Source organism: Litorivita pollutaquae (genome assembly GCF_003205515.1).
Classification (GTDB): domain Bacteria; phylum Pseudomonadota; class Alphaproteobacteria; order Rhodobacterales; family Rhodobacteraceae; genus Litorivita; species Litorivita pollutaquae.
Genome location: NZ_KZ826481.1, coordinates 773,330 through 789,199, shown reverse-complemented (window position 1 = coordinate 789,199; position 15,870 = coordinate 773,330). Strand labels below are relative to the sequence as shown.

The window sequence follows — 15,870 nt, the reverse complement described above, 5'->3', positions numbered from 1 at the left end:
GGGAGTGGGCGGGCGTTGTCTTGTCCGGGCGGGATTTTATCGGAATGGGCGTGGTGCGCCCCATGTGCGCGCCGGTGCATGGGGCGGGCAGGCGGGCGATGCGCCTATTCATACGCCGATGCAGGATCTTGGCGCAAAGGCCCGATGAAGAGACCCCATAGGGTGGTTTTTTGCGTAAATAAAGCTATACAAGTCGCAACGGGGCGCGTATGAGCGGGCGCTTGGTGTCATATGTGGCATCATCCTTGCCCGCGCGCGCCTGATGTGCCGCCCCATCCTGACCCACCCTTCTTTGAAAGAGAGACCTGCCCGTGATCGAAGCTGCCGTGATCCCGACCCTTGCCGCCGCACTGGCCGCCCAAGGCTACGAGAGCCTGACGCCGGTGCAAGAGGCGGTGATCGACCCCGCACTTGTCGAGGCGGACCTTTTGGTGTCGGCGCAGACCGGATCAGGCAAAACCGTGGGTTTTGGCCTTGCGATCGCTCCGACGATTCTTGAAGAAGATGGCCGGTTCGGCCGCGCTGCCTCGCCTTTGGCTTTGGTGATCGCGCCGACCCGCGAATTGGCGATGCAGGTGAAACGCGAGCTGCTCTGGCTCTATGCCCAAGCGGGCGCAGTTGTCGCCTCTTGTGTTGGCGGTATGGACATGCGCGACGAGCGCCGCGCCCTGGATCGCGGTGCGCATATTGTTGTCGCCACGCCGGGCCGTTTGGTCGACCACGTCAAACGCGGCAGCATCGACCTTGATGATATTCGTGCGGTGATTCTGGACGAAGCCGACGAGATGCTTGATCTGGGCTTTCGCGAGGATCTTGAATTCATCCTGTCGCAATCACCCGACTCCCGCCGCACGTTGATGTTCTCGGCCACGGTGCCGAAAACCATCGCGCAATTGGCCAAATCCTACCAAAAAGACGCGCAACGCATCACCACCGCAGGCGAGGCGCGTCAACACTCTGATATTGAATACCGCGCCTTGCAGGTCGCGCCGCAGGATGCCGAAAACGCCATTATCAATGTGCTGCGTTTCTATGAGGCGCCCAATGCGATCGTGTTTTGCAACACCCGTGCCATGGTGGCGCGGATGACCTCGCGCCTGTCGAATCGCGGCTTTTCCGTTGTGGCGCTGTCCGGCGAATTGACCCAGACCGAGCGCAGTAACGCCTTGCAAGCAATGCGCGACGGCCGCGCCCGCGTTTGTGTGGCCACCGATGTGGCCGCGCGCGGCATTGATTTGCCCAACCTTGAATTGGTTGTGCATGCCGAATTGCCGTCGAACCACGAAACATTGCTGCACCGCTCTGGCCGGACGGGCCGCGCGGGGCGCAAAGGGGTTTCGGCGTTGATCGTGCCGCCAAAAGTGCGCAAAAAGGCCGAGCGCCTGTTGCATTTCGCCAAGCTCGAAGCCTCTTGGGCCTCGCCGCCCTCGGCCACCGAAGTGGCCGAAAAGGACGAAGCGCGCCTGTTGTCCGATCCGGTTTGGACCGAAGCCGTGACCCCCGAAGAAAGCGCTTTTGCCGATAAGCTTTTGGCCATGCACGAGCCGCAAGAAATCGCGGCGGCCTATTTGCGTTTGTATCGCACACGCCAATCGGCGCCCGAAGAATTGGCCGATCCCGACAGCCGCCCCGAACGGCGTCCGGCCACGCAATTTGGCCCCGGCGTGTGGTTCTCGGTCTCTATCGGTCGCAACAAAAATGCCGAACCGCGCTGGCTTTTGCCGCTGATCTGCCGCATGGGCGGATTGACCAAGGATGACATCGGCGCGATTCGCATCCAGCCGACCGAAACCTATTTCGAGATACTGGAAACCAGCGCGGACGGCTTTGTCGCCTCGCTTGGCGATCCGATGGAATTGGAAGAGGGCGGCAAGGTCACGCGTCTCCAAGGCACCCCGACCTTTGCGCCGCAAGAGCGCGGACCTAAGCGGTTCGGCGATAAGCCTGCGGGCGGCAAACGTTTTGACAAACCGCGCGGCGACAAGAAGCCCTACGGCGATAAGCCACGCGGGGATAAGAAACCTTACGGCGATAAAAAATCCTACGGCGATAAAAAGCCATATGGCGACAAAGCTGCGAAACCTTACGATCCGCTGGATGGCGGCGCCCCCGAGCGCAAACCGCGCCACACAAAGGACGCGTCAGGCAATACACCGGGCAAAACCAAGCGCGTGTGGAACGATACAGAGGCCGCGCCCTATCCCAAACCCAAGGCGGACGCCAAACCGAAGAGCGACGGCAAACCCAAAGGTGATTACAAAGGCGGCAAGCCGGACGGAAAACCGGCGCGTGCGGGCAAGGCTCCGGCGAAATATGGCGCCAAGCCTGCGGGGAAATTTGGCGGTAAGCCCGAGGGTGGCAAACCGGCGGGCCGCCCCCGCGCCGATGCCAGCGATGCGTCAAAACGTTTCAGCCCTGACGGCAAAACTGCCAAACCGCGTGCAGGATCGAAATTCGCTGGCAAGGCCGGCGGCAAACCAAGCGGTAAGGGCAAGCCGCCTGCCAAGGGCGGCAATGCGGTTCCGCGCCGTAGCAAATAAGAAACCACACAGATCAGAGGTCGCTTCGGCGGCCTCTTTTGTTGAGGGGGCGCTGCGGCATGGGGCGCACAAAGGCACGGGAAAAGCGCAGGAACCGTAGGGGGCAAAGAGCGGGAACGGCCGGCCGTTGAGAACCGCGCTACCGCTTATGGCCTTGGCCGAACTGGGGGCATTGAGCCGCTCACGGTCCGTTTGCCGCATGGGGAAGCACCCGCAGATGAAAAAATATTTTGAAAGCAGGAAAGTTTTTGGAGCGGGCGGCGGGAATCGAACCCGCGTCATTAGCTTGGAAGGCTAAGGTCTTACCATTACACAACGCCCGCTCGGGGCAAATCGGGCCGCGCCCGCATGTGCTGCGCCTGAATTACACGCTGTGACGGCGCGCTTCAAGAGGCTTTTGGTGCAAACTGCGGTTCGAAAACGGATCGGCGCAAAGGCGCGTGGTTTATATCCGCCGCCCCCAAAGATCATATTCGCCCGCCTCGTCCACTTCGACGGTGACGATCGCGCCCACGGTCAATCCTTCGGTGTCTTCGTCGATAAACAGATTCCCGTCGATTTCCGGCGCATCGGCCTTGGTGCGGCAGGTGGCGATGCCGTCCTCGTCAATATCATCGACGATCACATCTATCACACGTCCGACTTTAGCGGCCAGCTTGGCTTCGGAAATCGCCTGCGCCTTTTCCATAAAGCGGTCCCAACGCTCTTGTTTGACGGCTTCGGCCACATGATCGGGCAACGCGTTTGATCGTGCCCCATCGACGTTTTCGTATTTGAAGCACCCCACGCGGTCGAGTTGCGCCTCGTCCATCCAGTCGAGAAGATGTTGGAATTCCGCCTCTGTTTCCCCCGGATATCCGACGATAAAAGTCGAGCGCAGGGTGATATCAGGGCAAATCTCGCGCCATGCGGCGATCTCGGTCAAGGTTTTCGACCCCGCCGCAGGCCGCGCCATGCGTTTGAGAACGTCAGGGTGGCTATGTTGGAACGGGATATCGAGGTAGGGCAAAACCGCATTCGCCGGATCAGCCATCAGCGGGATCAATTCGCGCACATGCGGGTAGGGATAGACGTAATGCAACCGCACCCAAAGATCGCTCTCATTGCCAAGTTGCCCCAGCTCGCGGGTTAAATCGGTGATATGGCTGCGCACCTCGCGGCCTTGCCATTCATGCGCCGAATATTTGCGATCCAACCCGTAGGCCGAGGTGTCTTGCGAGATCACCAGCAATTCTTTCACACCGCTTTGCACCAATTTATCGGCCTCGCGCAAAACCGCATGCACGGGGCGCGAGGCCAATTTGCCGCGCATATCGGGAATGATGCAGAATTTGCACTTATGATTGCAGCCCTCGGAGATTTTCAAATAGCTGAAATGCCGGGGCGTCAATTTGACACCGCTGGCGGGCATCAGATCAATGAAGGGATCGGGATCGGGCGGCACCGCGCTGTGCACGGCATCCAAAACCTGCTCGTATTGATGCGGGCCGGTGACGGCCAACACCCGTGGATGGGTGCCGCGAATATAATCTTCCTCGGCGCCAAGGCATCCGGTGACAATGACCTTACCGTTTTCATTCAAGGCCTCGCCAATTGCTTCAAGGCTTTCGGCCTTGGCGCTGTCGAGAAAGCCACAGGTGTTGACGATCACCGCATCGGCGCCGGTGTATTGCGCGCTGATCCCGTAGCCCTCGGCGCGCAGCCGCGTCAAAATCCGCTCGCTGTCGACCAAGGCTTTGGGGCAACCGAGCGAAACCATGCCAATGGTTGGTTGGCCGCTGCGCGGGGCATCGGAAATCTTGGCGCGCGGCGCAAGGTCGGGGCGGAGGTTGGGCGGGTTGGTGATCATCATATCCATATACGCAAGGGCGCGGCGCGGGGGAAGAGGCCGCGTGCGGCAATCCTGCGCCGGACGACGGGCCTGCGCGCGTCCGGCGAGGCTTCGGCGGGGCGAAGATCACCGATTATTGGGCTGAACCGCGCGCGGGGTTATGCGCGCATCGCCTCTGCCGCGATGGCGAAGGAGGCCTTGCGCGCCGCGTGGTCGTGGATTTGGCCGGTGATGATCACCTCGTCGGGGCGGAATGTATCGATCAACTGGCCAAGCTGGTCGCGCACCATATCCGGCGTACCGCAGGCGGTGCAGGCCAATGCCTGATCGACGCCCGCGATGATGCGCGGGTCGATGCCTTTGGCAAAATTCGCATCGGGGCGGGGCAGGGGGCCGGGTTGGCCGGTGCGCAGGTGGAGAAAGGCTTGCTGCATCGAGGTGCGCAGCAATTGCGCCTCGGCCTCGGTTTGTGCCCCAAAGACATTCAGCGCCATCATGGCATGGGGTTTGTCCAATTGTGCCGAGGGTCTGAAATCACGGCGATATATATAAAAGGCCTCCTCCAAGGCTGCAGGCGCGAAATGCGAGGCGAATGCGTAGGGCAGGCCAAGCGCCGCCGCCAGTTGCGCCCCAAAGAGCGACGAGCCAAGAATCCAGACCGGCACATGGGTGCCCTCGCCCGGCACGGCGCGCACTTTGGCGGCCTCATCGGGATCGCCCAGATAGCTGATCAATTCGGCGACATCACGCGGAAAGCCGGAGGCGTCGTCTTGGGCATGGCGCAGCGCCCGCGCGGTGAGCATATCGGTCCCCGGCGCGCGCCCAAGGCCAAGGTCAATCCGGTCGGGATACATCGTCGCCAGCGTGCCAAAGGCTTCGGCGACCATCAAGGGCGCATGGTTCGGCAACATGATCCCGCCGGCCCCGACGCGGATTTTCTTTGTATGTGCAGCCACTTGGCCGATCAAAACCGCGGTTGCCGCGCTGGCAATGCCGCGCATGTTGTGATGCTCGGCCAACCAGTAGCGGGTGTAGCCAAGGTCTTCGGCGTGGCGGGCCAGATCCACGGTATTGGCCAAAGCATCGGCGGGGGTATGGCCCGCAGGCACGGGAGAGAGGTCGAGCAGGGAGAAGGGGATCATGGGCCGTCCTTTGTGGTGTTGACCTCTAATTTGGGTGCTGGCGGAGACTTGGCAAGGGGGGAGACTACGGCAATCGCAAAACGGCATCGCAAAATGCAAAAGGCCGGACGCGGGGTCCGGCCTTTTCATGAATTTGTCTGCGGCGCGCGTTACCTTTTGCGGTCGCGGCGCGAGGACATCGGTTGGAAGGCCACGCCGACATGGGCCTCGCAGTAAGGTTTGCCCGCTTGCACCGGCAGACCGCAGAACCAAAAATCGGGCGTCGCCGGATCGCCCACGGGCCATTTGCACGTGCGTTCAGTCAATTCCATCAAGGTCAGCCGCTTGGCTTTCTTTTCGATGGCGGAGACTTTGGCCAAGGCTTCAGGGCTGATTTCATTGGCTGACGGTTGCGGCGGCAAAGGTTGCCCCGCCGGAATGATGGCCTTGCGGGTGTGCGGCACATGCACGGCAACGGGCTTTTCGGGCTCCGGTTCGGCCTTGGGCGCAGAGGGCTTGACCGGTTTGGCCTTGGCGGCGGGTTTGGCCGCCTTGGTTTCTGGTGCCGGTTTGGCCGCTTCGGTTTTCGCCGAGGTGCCACCGCCCGAGCGGTTGGACAGGCCCAGCCGGTGGACTTTGCCGATCACCGCGTTGCGCGTAACACCGCCCAATTCCTTGGCGATCTGGCTGGCCGATTGGCCCTCGCCCCACATCTTTTTCAAAAGCTCAACGCGATCGTCGGTCCAAGACATCTGTCTTCCTTACCTGAAAAGCGGCCCCCAATGCGCAGGTGGCGCGGGCCGCTCTAGAAATTCCTAATAGTCCCCTATTTTAAACACTCGCATCCGAGTTACAAGGCATCGAATCAAATGGCAGGGGTTTTGGCATGAGCAATCAGGTGAAATTGGGCACAAGCGCGATGAGTGAACGCCGGTTCGGGCGGGTCAACTGGCTTGGCCTCTATACATTGGCGCGTCGCGAGGTCATGCGATTTGTCGTGGTCTGGACGCAAACCTTGCTTGCGCCCTTGGTGACTGCGGCGCTGTTCTTGCTGATTTTCAATCTGGCCATCGGCCCGTCGCGCGGCGAAATTATGGGGCGGCCTTTTGTGCATTTCATCGCGCCGGGGATCTTGATGATGACGGTGATCCAGAACGCTTTTGCCAATGTGTCCTCCTCGATTGTGATCTCCAAGGTGCAGGGCAACATCGTCGATACATTGATGCCGCCGCTGTCGGCGTTTGAATTGATCTTGGGATATATGGCGGGCGGTGTGGCGCGCGGGGTGATTGTCGCAGTGGCCATCGGGTTGGGCGTTCTGGTCTTCCTCGGGGTCGAGATCGCGCATCCGCTTTGGGCATTGGTTTTTGTGCTTCTCGGTTCGGCTTTCATGAGCGCGGTGGGGATGATCGCGGGGGTGTTTGCCAATAAATTCGACCAAATGGCAGCGATCACCAATTTCATTGTCACGCCCTTGGCTTTTCTTTCCGGCACGTTTTATTCGGTCGAGGCGATGCCGGAGCTGATGCAGAAGATCACCCATTTCAATCCGATTTTCTATCTGATCGACGGGGTGCGCTATGGGGTTTTGGGCGTCTCGGACAGCAATCCGGTGCTTGGCTTGATCGTGTGCGCCACGGCGACATTTGTGATCGCGGGGACGGCATGGGCGATGTTCCGCACGGGGTATCGGCTCAAGGCGTAAATCGTTCGCAGTGACGGTTCCCCCTGTGAAAGCCACGATCGCGCCCGTCCTCGCCGGCTGGGGCGGGGGCGGTACCGTGTCCTGAACCTCCTGCGCCGCCGGTTCGGCGCGGGAGGTTTGACGCTCTCCGCTTGGGACCGGCGGCTGTGAAAATGGGCTTTGCAAATCTTGCGCCACCTGCTATTCGCCTTGCCTATGAACAACACGCATACCCCTTTTGCCGCCACGGCCAAAGACCGACGTTCGCGCCGACGCGCCTGACGCCGCCTGTTGTTCTTGCGTGCTAAATCCGCACGCGCCCCCGAAAATATCCGAAAATTATTGACCAACCGAAGCTGCTGAGGCACTTCTCAGTCTTCATGTGATAAGGATGATCCCAATGATCCCCTCTATTCTGCCGACCTATAACCGCGCACCGCTTCATTTCACGAAGGGTGAAGGCGCATGGCTGATTGAGGAAGACGGCCGCCGATTTTTAGATCTGGGCGCGGGGATCGCGGTGAACGCGCTGGGCCATGCGCATCCGGCATTGGTCAAGGCTCTGACCGATCAGGCGCAAAACCTGTGGCATGTGTCGAACCTTTACGAGATCCCACAGCAACAGGCGCTGGCCGATAAGCTGACCGAGGCTTCCTTTGCCGATACGGTGTTTTTCACCAATTCCGGCACCGAGGCCTGCGAATTGGCGGTCAAAATGGCGCGCAAATATTGGTATGACAAAGGTCATCCCGAAAAGACCGATATCATCACCTTCGCCGGTTCCTTCCATGGCCGGTCCTCGGCGGGCATCGCCGCAGCGGGTAGTGAAAAGATGGTCAAAGGGTTCGGCACGCTTTTGCCCGGGTTTGTCCACCTGCCGTGGGACGATCCCGAGGCTTTGCTTGCTGCGATTACCGAAACCACTGGTGCGATCCTGATCGAACCGGTGCAGGGCGAGGGCGGCATTCGCCCCGTCGCGGACGCCTATCTTAAAGAGCTGCGCAGCCTGTGCGACGAGAAGGGCATTTTGCTGATCCTCGACGAAGTGCAATGCGGTGTCGGACGGACCGGAAAACTCTTTGCCCATGAATGGGCGGGGATCACGCCGGACATCATGATGGTCGCCAAAGGCATCGGCGGCGGTTTTCCCTTGGGGGCGGTTTTGGCCACCGAAGAGGCCGCGTCCGGCATGACCGCCGGAACGCATGGGTCGACCTATGGCGGCAACCCCTTGGGATGTGCGGTGGGGTGCGCGGTGATGGATATTGTTGCCGATCCTGATTTTCTCGCGGATGTGAACCGCCGCGCAGGTTTGTTGCGCCAGAAACTCGAAGCCCTGGTGGCCTCGCACCCGCAGGTGTTTGAGGGCGTGCGGGGAATGGGTTTGATGCTTGGCTTGAAATGTGTGGCACCCAATATGGATGTGGTACAAGCGGGCTATGACGTTGAATTGCTGACCGTGCCGGCCGCCGACAATGTGCTGCGGCTTTTGCCGCCGCTGACCCTAACCGATGAAGAGATCGCCGAGGCGGTCAACCGCCTTGATGCCGCCGCAAGTGCGGTGGAAGAGGCCTTGTAAGACACACGCCCGCATGAACGCGCGAAAAGACGAGAAGAGCGATATATTATGAACCACTTCCTTGATATCCATACCACCGATGCCGATGCGCTGCGCGGCATGATCGATCATGCGAAAGCCATGAAAGACGCCCGCGCGGGGCGCCCCAAGGGTGCCATGGACGACGAACAACCGTTGGCGGGCCATATGGTTGCGTTGATCTTTGAAAAACCTTCGACCCGCACCCGCGTGTCCTTTGATGTGGGCGTGCGCCAGATGGGCGGGCAAACGATGGTTCTGTCCGGCTCGGACATGCAGCTCGGGCACGGCGAAACCATTGCCGACACGGCGCGGGTGTTGTCGCGTTACGTTGATATGATCATGATCCGGACCTTTGATGAAAGCGTCCTGCATGAGATGGCGGAATACGCCTCGGTGCCGGTGATCAACGGGCTGACCGATCGCACGCATCCATGCCAAATCATGGCCGATATCCTCACCTACGAGGAACATCGCGGCCCGATCAAAGGCAAAAAAGTTGTCTGGACCGGTGACGGCAATAACGTCTGTGCCAGCTTTTTGCACGCGGCGGGGCAATTCGGCTTTGACCTGACCTTTACGGGGCCGGAAAAATTGGATCCCGAAGCGGAATTCGTCAATTTTGCGCGCTCCCAAGGTGTCGAGATCACCATTGAACGGGATGCAGAAAAAGCCGTCGCAGGGGCGGATTTGGTGGTCGCGGACACATGGGTGTCGATGCATGACGCCCAAAGCGCGCGCGAGCGGCGGCACAATCTTTTGCGCCCCTATCGCGTGGATCGCAAATTGATGGGCCTTGCCAAAGAGGATGCGTTGTTCATGCATTGCCTGCCCGCGCACCGCGGCGAGGAAGTCACCAACAACGTCATGGACGGGCCGCATTCCGTGGTCTTTGACGAGGCGGAAAATCGTCTGCATGCGCAAAAAGCCGTGATGCGGTGGTGTTTGGGCCTGTAAACTTTGCAGCAGGCCATGGCGCGCGGATCTTAAATTTTTGCAGCCGTTGCCACAGCGTCGAGATCAATGCCCGCCGCATCAACGAGGATTGTTTGCGCTTCGGCGCAGGCAGTGCGCATGACCGAATAGCTTTGGAAATCAGGGCTTTCGAGAAAATCTTCTGCAGCCTTGGTTTCAGGGAAATACAGCACACCGACATGGTTGCAGATGTCTTCACCTTCTATCACGCTGGGCGCACCATCCCCGGCAAGCACCACCGCATTGGCGGGCTTGATCGCAATGAACGCCGTTTGAAAATGGCGAAATCGTCTGCGGTCGTGAACTTGCAGTCGCGTGATCATAAGTGCGGGCATGGGTTTTGGGATCTCCGCATGAGGATGATGCAAGCCTATCCAAAAGAGTAGGGGCTGTCAAAAAGGTCTTGCCCTTGCCCGATCAACCGGCGCCGACAACCGTATTGAGTAGCAAGAATATCACCCCCGACATCACCGCAGCGGCCGGAACCGTGATGACCCATGCGGCGATGATGGTCATGAAATGGCTGCGGCGCACCAGCTTGCGGCGGCGGCGCTCTTCGGGGGCAAGGCGGATGGTTGCCGGCGCATTCGCCGAACCGGCCTTGCGCCGCAACCGCCGTTCCGCATGCCATTCACGGAAGAAACCAACCCCGAACACCCCGCCCACGGCGATATGGGTCGAGCTGACCGGCAGGCCAAGCCAGCTCGCGACAATCACGGTGACCGCCGCCGAGAGGGCCACGCAATAGGCCCGCATCGGGTTCAATTTGGTGATCTGGCTGCCAACCATGCGGATCAACTTGGGTCCAAACAGGAACAAACCGAAGGAAATACCAAACGCGCCGATAATCATCACCCATGTGGGAATGGTAACTTTGGCGGCAAAATCGCCAAATTCGCTGACGTGAACAATGGCGGCCAATGGGCCGACCGCATTGGCCACATCATTGGCCCCATGGGCAAAGCTGAGCAAAGCGGCCGAAAACACCAACGGCAAGCCAAACAGCGTCTTGAGCGATTTGTTGCGGTTCTCCATGCCCTCGGATTGCTTGCGGATCAACGGTGCCGAGATGGCATAGCTCAACACGCCTACACCGACGCCGATCAACAATGCGGTTTGCATGTCGATGGCGATAATTCTCTTCAATCCCTTGAGCGCCAGATAGGCGGAAAATGTGCCTGCCATGAGGCCAATCAATACCGGAACCCACCGCCGTGCCGCCGCGATCTTGTCGTCCTGATAGATGATGTTGGCCTTGATGAAGGCCAGACACGCAGCGGCAATCGCGCCGCCCAAGACCGGCGAGATCACCCAAGAGGCGGCGATCATCCCCATTGTTGGCCAATCCACCGCCGAAATCCCCGCTGCGGCGATGCCGGCGCCCATGACCCCGCCAACGACGGAGTGGGTGGTCGAGACCGGCGCGCCGACCCAGGTCGCCAGATTGACCCACAGAGCCGAAGAAATCAGTGCCGCCATCATCGCCCAGATGAACAAATCAGGGCTGGCGATACCGGATGGATCGATGATGCCCTTGGAAATGGTCGAGACAACATCGCCCCCCGCCAAGAGGGCGCCCGCGCTTTCAAACAGGGCGGCAATGGCAATCGCCCCGCCCATTGTCAACGCATTGGCCCCGACGGCGGGACCCATGTTATTGGCGACATCATTGGCCCCGATATTGATCGCCATATAGGCGCCAAATCCTGCGGCTGCGACAACGATCAAATCACCCGCTGTGCCACCAAAGATCACTGCCGCGCTTAAGGCGGCCAAAACGATGAAGGCCAAGGCAATGCCGGTCCCGACCAGCGGGCGTGCGACATAGATTGTTGCCATTTCGAGACGATTGATCCGCCCGAGATCCTTGTCGAGCGTTTTCCATTGCTGGCCAGTGGTCTTGGTCATCCGTGTCTCCGAGATCAAAAACTGTGTTACCGCCTAAGCTGCCGTTGCGGAGCAATCAAGGGGCGTGCTCAGGTTCTTGTCATTTTGCGTCATCTGTGTCGCGCACGCGCCTGCCCGACCCAAGGTCGCGATATCGTATCGGAAAGAGTGGTGCGTCTGGAGTGAGGGGAAGCCATCATCGGCCTGCGCGCGTGAAAAGGGGGCGGTAAAGCGGGCGATAGGGTTACATGTAAAACGGCGGCATCGGGATGTTTGGGATGGGTGTCGCTCTTGGCCGGATCGTGCGGCTGTCCTCGCCGAAGGCCCACAGGGGGGCTGCCGCTCTGCCGTCTTCGATCGTGCCCAATCCATCGTCATCGGCGGCACATGTGGTTTAGGTGTGGGGGATGTGGGTCAGAGGGGCATTGCGCGATTAAGCAAAGCCTGCACGGACGGGACGTGCAAACGCGCCATTGGCGAATGTTGCGACGCCCCCCCTCCTGAACCCCGCCTTTGCGGTTTTAGGTGGTGGGACGTGTCACGATCGGAGCGATATTAAACGCGGCGAATGCCGATTGGTCGCCTTACCGGGTGGCAGGGGATAACATAGGCAGCTTTCAGGCGTGCTCTGGCCTACTGCGTCGCTAGAGAGTGCGCAAAATCGAGCTGAGCCGAGGGTCATCGACCATTTCAGCCGCCGTTTCGGGGCTGACCCATTTGCGTTCGCGTTCGGCGGCTTCCGGATAGTCGGATTTGGTTTTGGCCACGGCGACCTTGTAAACTTTCATCTGGATGGGCGTGGGCAGGCCACCGGCAAGCACTTTCTTGGTCTTGAACGTCGCAAAGACTTCGGATTCGGCGGTGGCCTTTTTGACGCCCGCTTCTTCCCAAGCTTCTTGCATCGCGGCCTGAGAATACTCAAGCCCGTCGATCGGCCAGCCCTTTGGCAAAATCCAACGTTTGTTGGTGCGGCTGGTAACCAAAAGAACTTTGGTGTCGCCTGCTTCATCCTCGCGGTAGCACAAAGCCGCCACTTGTTCGTCTTTGGGGCGCTTCCAAATGGGCGAGACAACCTCGCGCCACGCCTTGCGGAATGTGTTTGTCATGAGTCTTACCTAGATCCTGCTCTCAAAACGGGCCACAAAATACCGTCCCGTTTGCGGGGTTTCACCCTCTATGTGCCTTGATATAGTGTATTTCGAATTAATTTTCAAGAATCATGCCATGATTTCAGGACCCTGCACCGGATCAGCTCAATTTTTCATCGTCTCCGTAGAGCACATGAACACTGGTTTCGGCGGATTCAACACGAAGCGCCAGAAGCGACCGGCTCCTTTTGCTGTTGCGTAGGGATCGCAGGTCTTCAATCGTGTCGAACTTGACCAACGACATATGCGATGGTGTCGAAGCGCCGGTGGTAATGCCGGGATTTTGCTGTGATGATAGTATCTTACCGTTAAATTGTGGAACCACGAGAGCAGCAGCGGTCCGATATTGAGCAAAGCGTTTTTGATCGAACACATCGTAAGACAAGACTAGATACACAGACATAACAACCTCGGTTTGAGCAGGCCATCATATCTGCTTCGGCGTCAAACGGGAAAAGCAACGTGGTCCCTCAACCTATCTTATCTTGCCGTGGGGGCAAATGTATTTTCCGCCACCGCTGGCCGCAGCCGGCTGCACGAAGGCTGCGCCGGTCAGGTTCCGCGGGGCTTTACGCGCACGGTCGGGGCTGCGTCGCGCGGATTGTCCGGCCAAGGATGGCGCGGATAGCGTCCGCGCATGTCGCGGCGTACGTCGGCATATGAGCTGTCCCAAAATCCGGGGATATCGGTGGTGGTTTGAACCGGCCGCCCCGCAGGCGACAAAAGCGTGACGCGCAAGGGGGTGCCGCCCACGGTGGGATGGGTGGTTTGTCCGAACATCTCTTGCAAGCGCAGCGCTATTTCCGGCGGCTCAGCATCATAATCAATCGGAATTTTGCGGCCCAAGGGGGTGGTGAAACTGGCCGGTGCCGCGCGGTCGACGCTCTGCATCTGGGCGTAATCGAGGCTTTGCCTGAGCGGCTCCAGAATGTCGAATTTCTTCCAGTGATCGGCGGTTTTTATGCCTGTGAGATACGGCAAAAGCCAGTCTTCAAGCCGCTCCATCAAACCTGCCTCGCTCATATCGGGCAGTTGCGCACCACTTTCGCGGGCGATCCGCACGCGGGCCAAAAACCGCGCGGCGGCCGCAGAGGGCAATAGCCCCAATTCACGCACCCCATACAACATTGCCCGCGCCACATCTTCGGCGGGCACGTCTTTCCAGATGCGGTCATTCAATACGGCGGCGCCCAATCGCTCTTGTTGCCGGGCCACAACGCGCCGCTCGCGCCGCGACCATGTGCAGGTGTTTTGCCATGTGATCTGATCGTCAAATAGCCCCCGCAGCGCGCTTTCGCTGATGGCAATGGCTTGGCGGATGCGGGCCTCGCGCGGGTTGCCGTCCAGATCGGTAGCGACGATCAACCGCGCGGTGCCCATCGCATCGCCATCCTCCAACACCGCCCCCTTGCCGCCGGACAAGACATAGCGCGGCGCATCACCCTTGCGCCGTTGCCCGATCCGGTCGGGATAGGCGAGCGCGGCCATTTCGGCGGGCGATAGAGCCGCGCCATCTTTTGGCGTTTGCACCATGCGGGCCAATCGTTTGGCCTCGCTGCGGATGCGCTCAATTGCGGCACGGTGCGCCACATAAGGGCGTTCGGCGGCAAAGCGTTTCGGATCGCGCAGCGCCTCCAGCCGCAGCGTGATATCCACCGGCGCGCCGCGCCCCAATGGATCGCGCTCGGCCAATAACGCCGCTATCTGTGCTGCCTGTGGTCCCGCCGTGACCAACATATGCGCCAGACGCGGATGCAGCGGCAACCGCGCCAAAGCCCGCCCATGTGCCGTAATATGCCCTTTGCTGTCGAGCGCCCCGAGCATCGCCAAAAGCGCGCAGGCCTCGCCGTATGCGCCCTCACTGGGCGGCGTCAGAAACGCCAGTTCTTCGGGCCGTGCCCCCCAAAGCGCCAATTCCAGTGCCAATCCGGTCACATCTGCCGCCTCGATTTCCGCCGGCGGGAAGGCGGTTAATGCGCCTTCTTCGCCGCGTGTCCAAAGCCGGTAACAGATGCCGGCGCTGACCCGCCCCGCGCGGCCCGTCCTTTGCGTCGCTTCGGCGCGGGTCACCCGTTCGGTCACCAACCGCGACATGCCCGATGAGGGATCGAAACGCGCCCGCCGCGCCCGCCCGCCATCCACGACCACGCGGATGTCCTCGATGGTTAGGGATGTCTCGGCAATCGAGGTGGCGAGCACCAATTTACGCCCCGTGTCACAAGGCGCAATCGCGGCCCGCTGTGCGGCAAATTCCATCGCGCCAAACAAAGGGCGCACCGCGACGTCCTTGGGCAGCCGGCCTTTGAGCAACGCCTCGACGCGCCGGATTTCACCCTCGCCGGGCAAGAAGGCCAAAAGGCTCCCCTCCGCTTCGGTGGCGGCATGCACGATCAAATCGGCCATCGCCGTTTCGAACCGCGTATGTTTGCCAACAGGCCGGTCAAGCCACCGCGTTTCGACCGGAAAACTGCGCCCTTGCGAGGTCACCATAGGCACCGGGTCGCCGCCTTGGGCCATTAATTCGGCGACAGGGGCGGCATCAAGCGTCGCGGACATCGCCACAATCGCGAGATCTTCGCGCAGCGCCCCGGCAATTTCGAGACAAAGCGCCAACCCCAGATCTGCATTCAAGGACCGCTCGTGGAATTCGTCGAACAAGACTGCACCGATACCGGTCAGCTCCGCGTCCGATTGGATCATCCGCGTCAAAATCCCTTCGGTGACCACTTCGATCCGCGTCTTGGGTCCGACTTTCGCCGCGCCGCGCACACGGTATCCGACGGTTTCACCCGCAGATTCGCCAAGGCTGTGCGCCATCCGTTCGGCCGCCGCGCGCGCCGCCAACCGGCGTGGTTCCAACATCAATATGCGGCCCGTCACGATTCCCGATTGCAGCAAAGCCAAAGGCACGACCGTGGTTTTCCCTGCGCCCGGCGGCGCTTGCAGGACCGCGCGGCCACGGAGGCGCAGCGCCTCAATCAGCGATGGCAAAGCCTCGGCAATCGGCAGATCCGGCAACTGTATCTCGGGTAGGGCGCGCGCGTGCATGCCCCTTTATCCGCGATCCCCGCGCCAAGGTCTAGCGCC

12 protein-coding genes and 1 tRNA gene are annotated in these 15,870 nt (G+C 60.3%); 4 read left to right on the top strand and 9 right to left on the bottom strand.

Features of this window, described 5'->3' with window-relative positions:
• Positions 1-326 precede the first annotated feature (326 nt).
• The gene (locus DI396_RS03835) at positions 327-2,540 is read left to right on the top strand and encodes a DEAD/DEAH box helicase (protein ID WP_110794900.1); all 2,214 of its coding nucleotides are present in this window, start codon (positions 327-329) and stop codon (positions 2,538-2,540) included.
• Between the two features lie 249 nt (positions 2,541-2,789).
• Here the strand turns inward: DI396_RS03835 and DI396_RS03830 are convergent.
• From DI396_RS03830 to DI396_RS03815, 4 genes are all read right to left on the bottom strand, one after another.
• Positions 2,790-2,863: transfer RNA gene (locus DI396_RS03830), tRNA-Gly, on the bottom strand.
• Positions 2,864-2,985: 122 nt separating this feature from the next.
• Positions 2,986-4,389, bottom strand: coding sequence for a 30S ribosomal protein S12 methylthiotransferase RimO (gene rimO, locus DI396_RS03825; RefSeq protein ID WP_110794899.1), 1,404 nt, complete (start codon positions 4,387-4,389; stop codon positions 2,986-2,988).
• 140 nt (positions 4,390-4,529) lie between these two features.
• Complete coding sequence (locus tag DI396_RS03820; RefSeq protein WP_110794755.1) at positions 4,530-5,513, bottom strand: LLM class flavin-dependent oxidoreductase; 984 nt, start codon at positions 5,511-5,513, stop codon at positions 4,530-4,532.
• 149 nt (positions 5,514-5,662) lie between these two features.
• Positions 5,663-6,244: a GcrA family cell cycle regulator gene (locus DI396_RS03815; RefSeq protein ID WP_110794754.1), complete on the bottom strand. Its 582-nt coding sequence runs from the start codon at positions 6,242-6,244 to the stop codon at positions 5,663-5,665.
• 134 nt (positions 6,245-6,378) lie between these two features.
• Between DI396_RS03815 and DI396_RS03810 the strand changes: the two genes are divergently transcribed.
• The 3 genes from DI396_RS03810 (at position 6,379) to argF (ending at position 9,730) form a co-directional block, all read left to right on the top strand.
• Positions 6,379-7,197: an ABC transporter permease gene (locus DI396_RS03810; RefSeq protein WP_235851727.1), complete on the top strand. Its 819-nt coding sequence runs from the start codon at positions 6,379-6,381 to the stop codon at positions 7,195-7,197.
• A gap of 379 nt (positions 7,198-7,576) precedes the next feature.
• The gene (locus DI396_RS03805) at positions 7,577-8,755 is read left to right on the top strand and encodes an aspartate aminotransferase family protein (RefSeq protein WP_110794897.1); all 1,179 of its coding nucleotides are present in this window, start codon (positions 7,577-7,579) and stop codon (positions 8,753-8,755) included.
• 48 nt (positions 8,756-8,803) lie between these two features.
• Positions 8,804-9,730: an ornithine carbamoyltransferase gene (gene argF, locus DI396_RS03800; protein ID WP_110794753.1), complete on the top strand. Its 927-nt coding sequence runs from the start codon at positions 8,804-8,806 to the stop codon at positions 9,728-9,730.
• Positions 9,731-9,759: 29 nt separating this feature from the next.
• On the opposite strand, the gene DI396_RS03795 is transcribed toward argF, so the two are convergent.
• From DI396_RS03795 to hrpB, 5 genes are all read right to left on the bottom strand, one after another.
• Positions 9,760-10,071, bottom strand: coding sequence for a DUF1330 domain-containing protein (locus DI396_RS03795; RefSeq protein WP_162617139.1), 312 nt, complete (start codon positions 10,069-10,071; stop codon positions 9,760-9,762).
• A 94-nt stretch (positions 10,072-10,165) separates the two neighbouring features.
• Complete coding sequence (locus DI396_RS03790; protein WP_110794751.1) at positions 10,166-11,656, bottom strand: inorganic phosphate transporter; 1,491 nt, start codon at positions 11,654-11,656, stop codon at positions 10,166-10,168.
• 623 nt (positions 11,657-12,279) lie between these two features.
• Positions 12,280-12,741, bottom strand: a complete 462-nt coding sequence (locus DI396_RS03785; RefSeq protein ID WP_110794750.1) for an NUDIX hydrolase — start codon at positions 12,739-12,741, stop codon at positions 12,280-12,282.
• A gap of 142 nt (positions 12,742-12,883) precedes the next feature.
• Positions 12,884-13,186 carry a DUF1330 domain-containing protein gene (locus tag DI396_RS03780; RefSeq protein WP_110794749.1) on the bottom strand — a complete coding sequence of 101 codons (303 nt, stop codon included), beginning with the start codon at positions 13,184-13,186 and terminating at the stop codon, positions 12,884-12,886.
• 149 nt (positions 13,187-13,335) lie between these two features.
• A complete protein-coding gene (gene hrpB / locus DI396_RS03775) occupies positions 13,336-15,831 on the bottom strand; it encodes an ATP-dependent helicase HrpB (protein WP_110794748.1) in 2,496 nt (831 codons plus the stop codon).
• Positions 15,832-15,870 lie beyond the last annotated feature (39 nt).

Coding starts and splice junctions, on each gene's coding strand:
- rimO (WP_110794899.1), bottom strand. CDS start 4,389: ATGATCACCAACCCGCCCAACCTCCGCCCCGACCTTGCGCCGCGCGCC.
- DI396_RS03820 (WP_110794755.1), bottom strand. CDS start 5,513: ATGATCCCCTTCTCCCTGCTCGACCTCTCTCCCGTGCCTGCGGGCCAT.
- DI396_RS03815 (WP_110794754.1), bottom strand. CDS start 6,244: ATGTCTTGGACCGACGATCGCGTTGAGCTTTTGAAAAAGATGTGGGGC.
- DI396_RS03810 (WP_235851727.1), top strand. CDS start 6,379: ATGAGCAATCAGGTGAAATTGGGCACAAGCGCGATGAGTGAACGCCGG.
- DI396_RS03805 (WP_110794897.1), top strand. CDS start 7,577: ATGATCCCCTCTATTCTGCCGACCTATAACCGCGCACCGCTTCATTTC.
- argF (WP_110794753.1), top strand. CDS start 8,804: ATGAACCACTTCCTTGATATCCATACCACCGATGCCGATGCGCTGCGC.
- DI396_RS03795 (WP_162617139.1), bottom strand. CDS start 10,071: ATGATCACGCGACTGCAAGTTCACGACCGCAGACGATTTCGCCATTTT.
- DI396_RS03790 (WP_110794751.1), bottom strand. CDS start 11,656: ATGACCAAGACCACTGGCCAGCAATGGAAAACGCTCGACAAGGATCTC.
- DI396_RS03785 (WP_110794750.1), bottom strand. CDS start 12,741: ATGACAAACACATTCCGCAAGGCGTGGCGCGAGGTTGTCTCGCCCATT.
- DI396_RS03780 (WP_110794749.1), bottom strand. CDS start 13,186: ATGTCTGTGTATCTAGTCTTGTCTTACGATGTGTTCGATCAAAAACGC.
- hrpB (WP_110794748.1), bottom strand. CDS start 15,831: ATGCACGCGCGCGCCCTACCCGAGATACAGTTGCCGGATCTGCCGATT.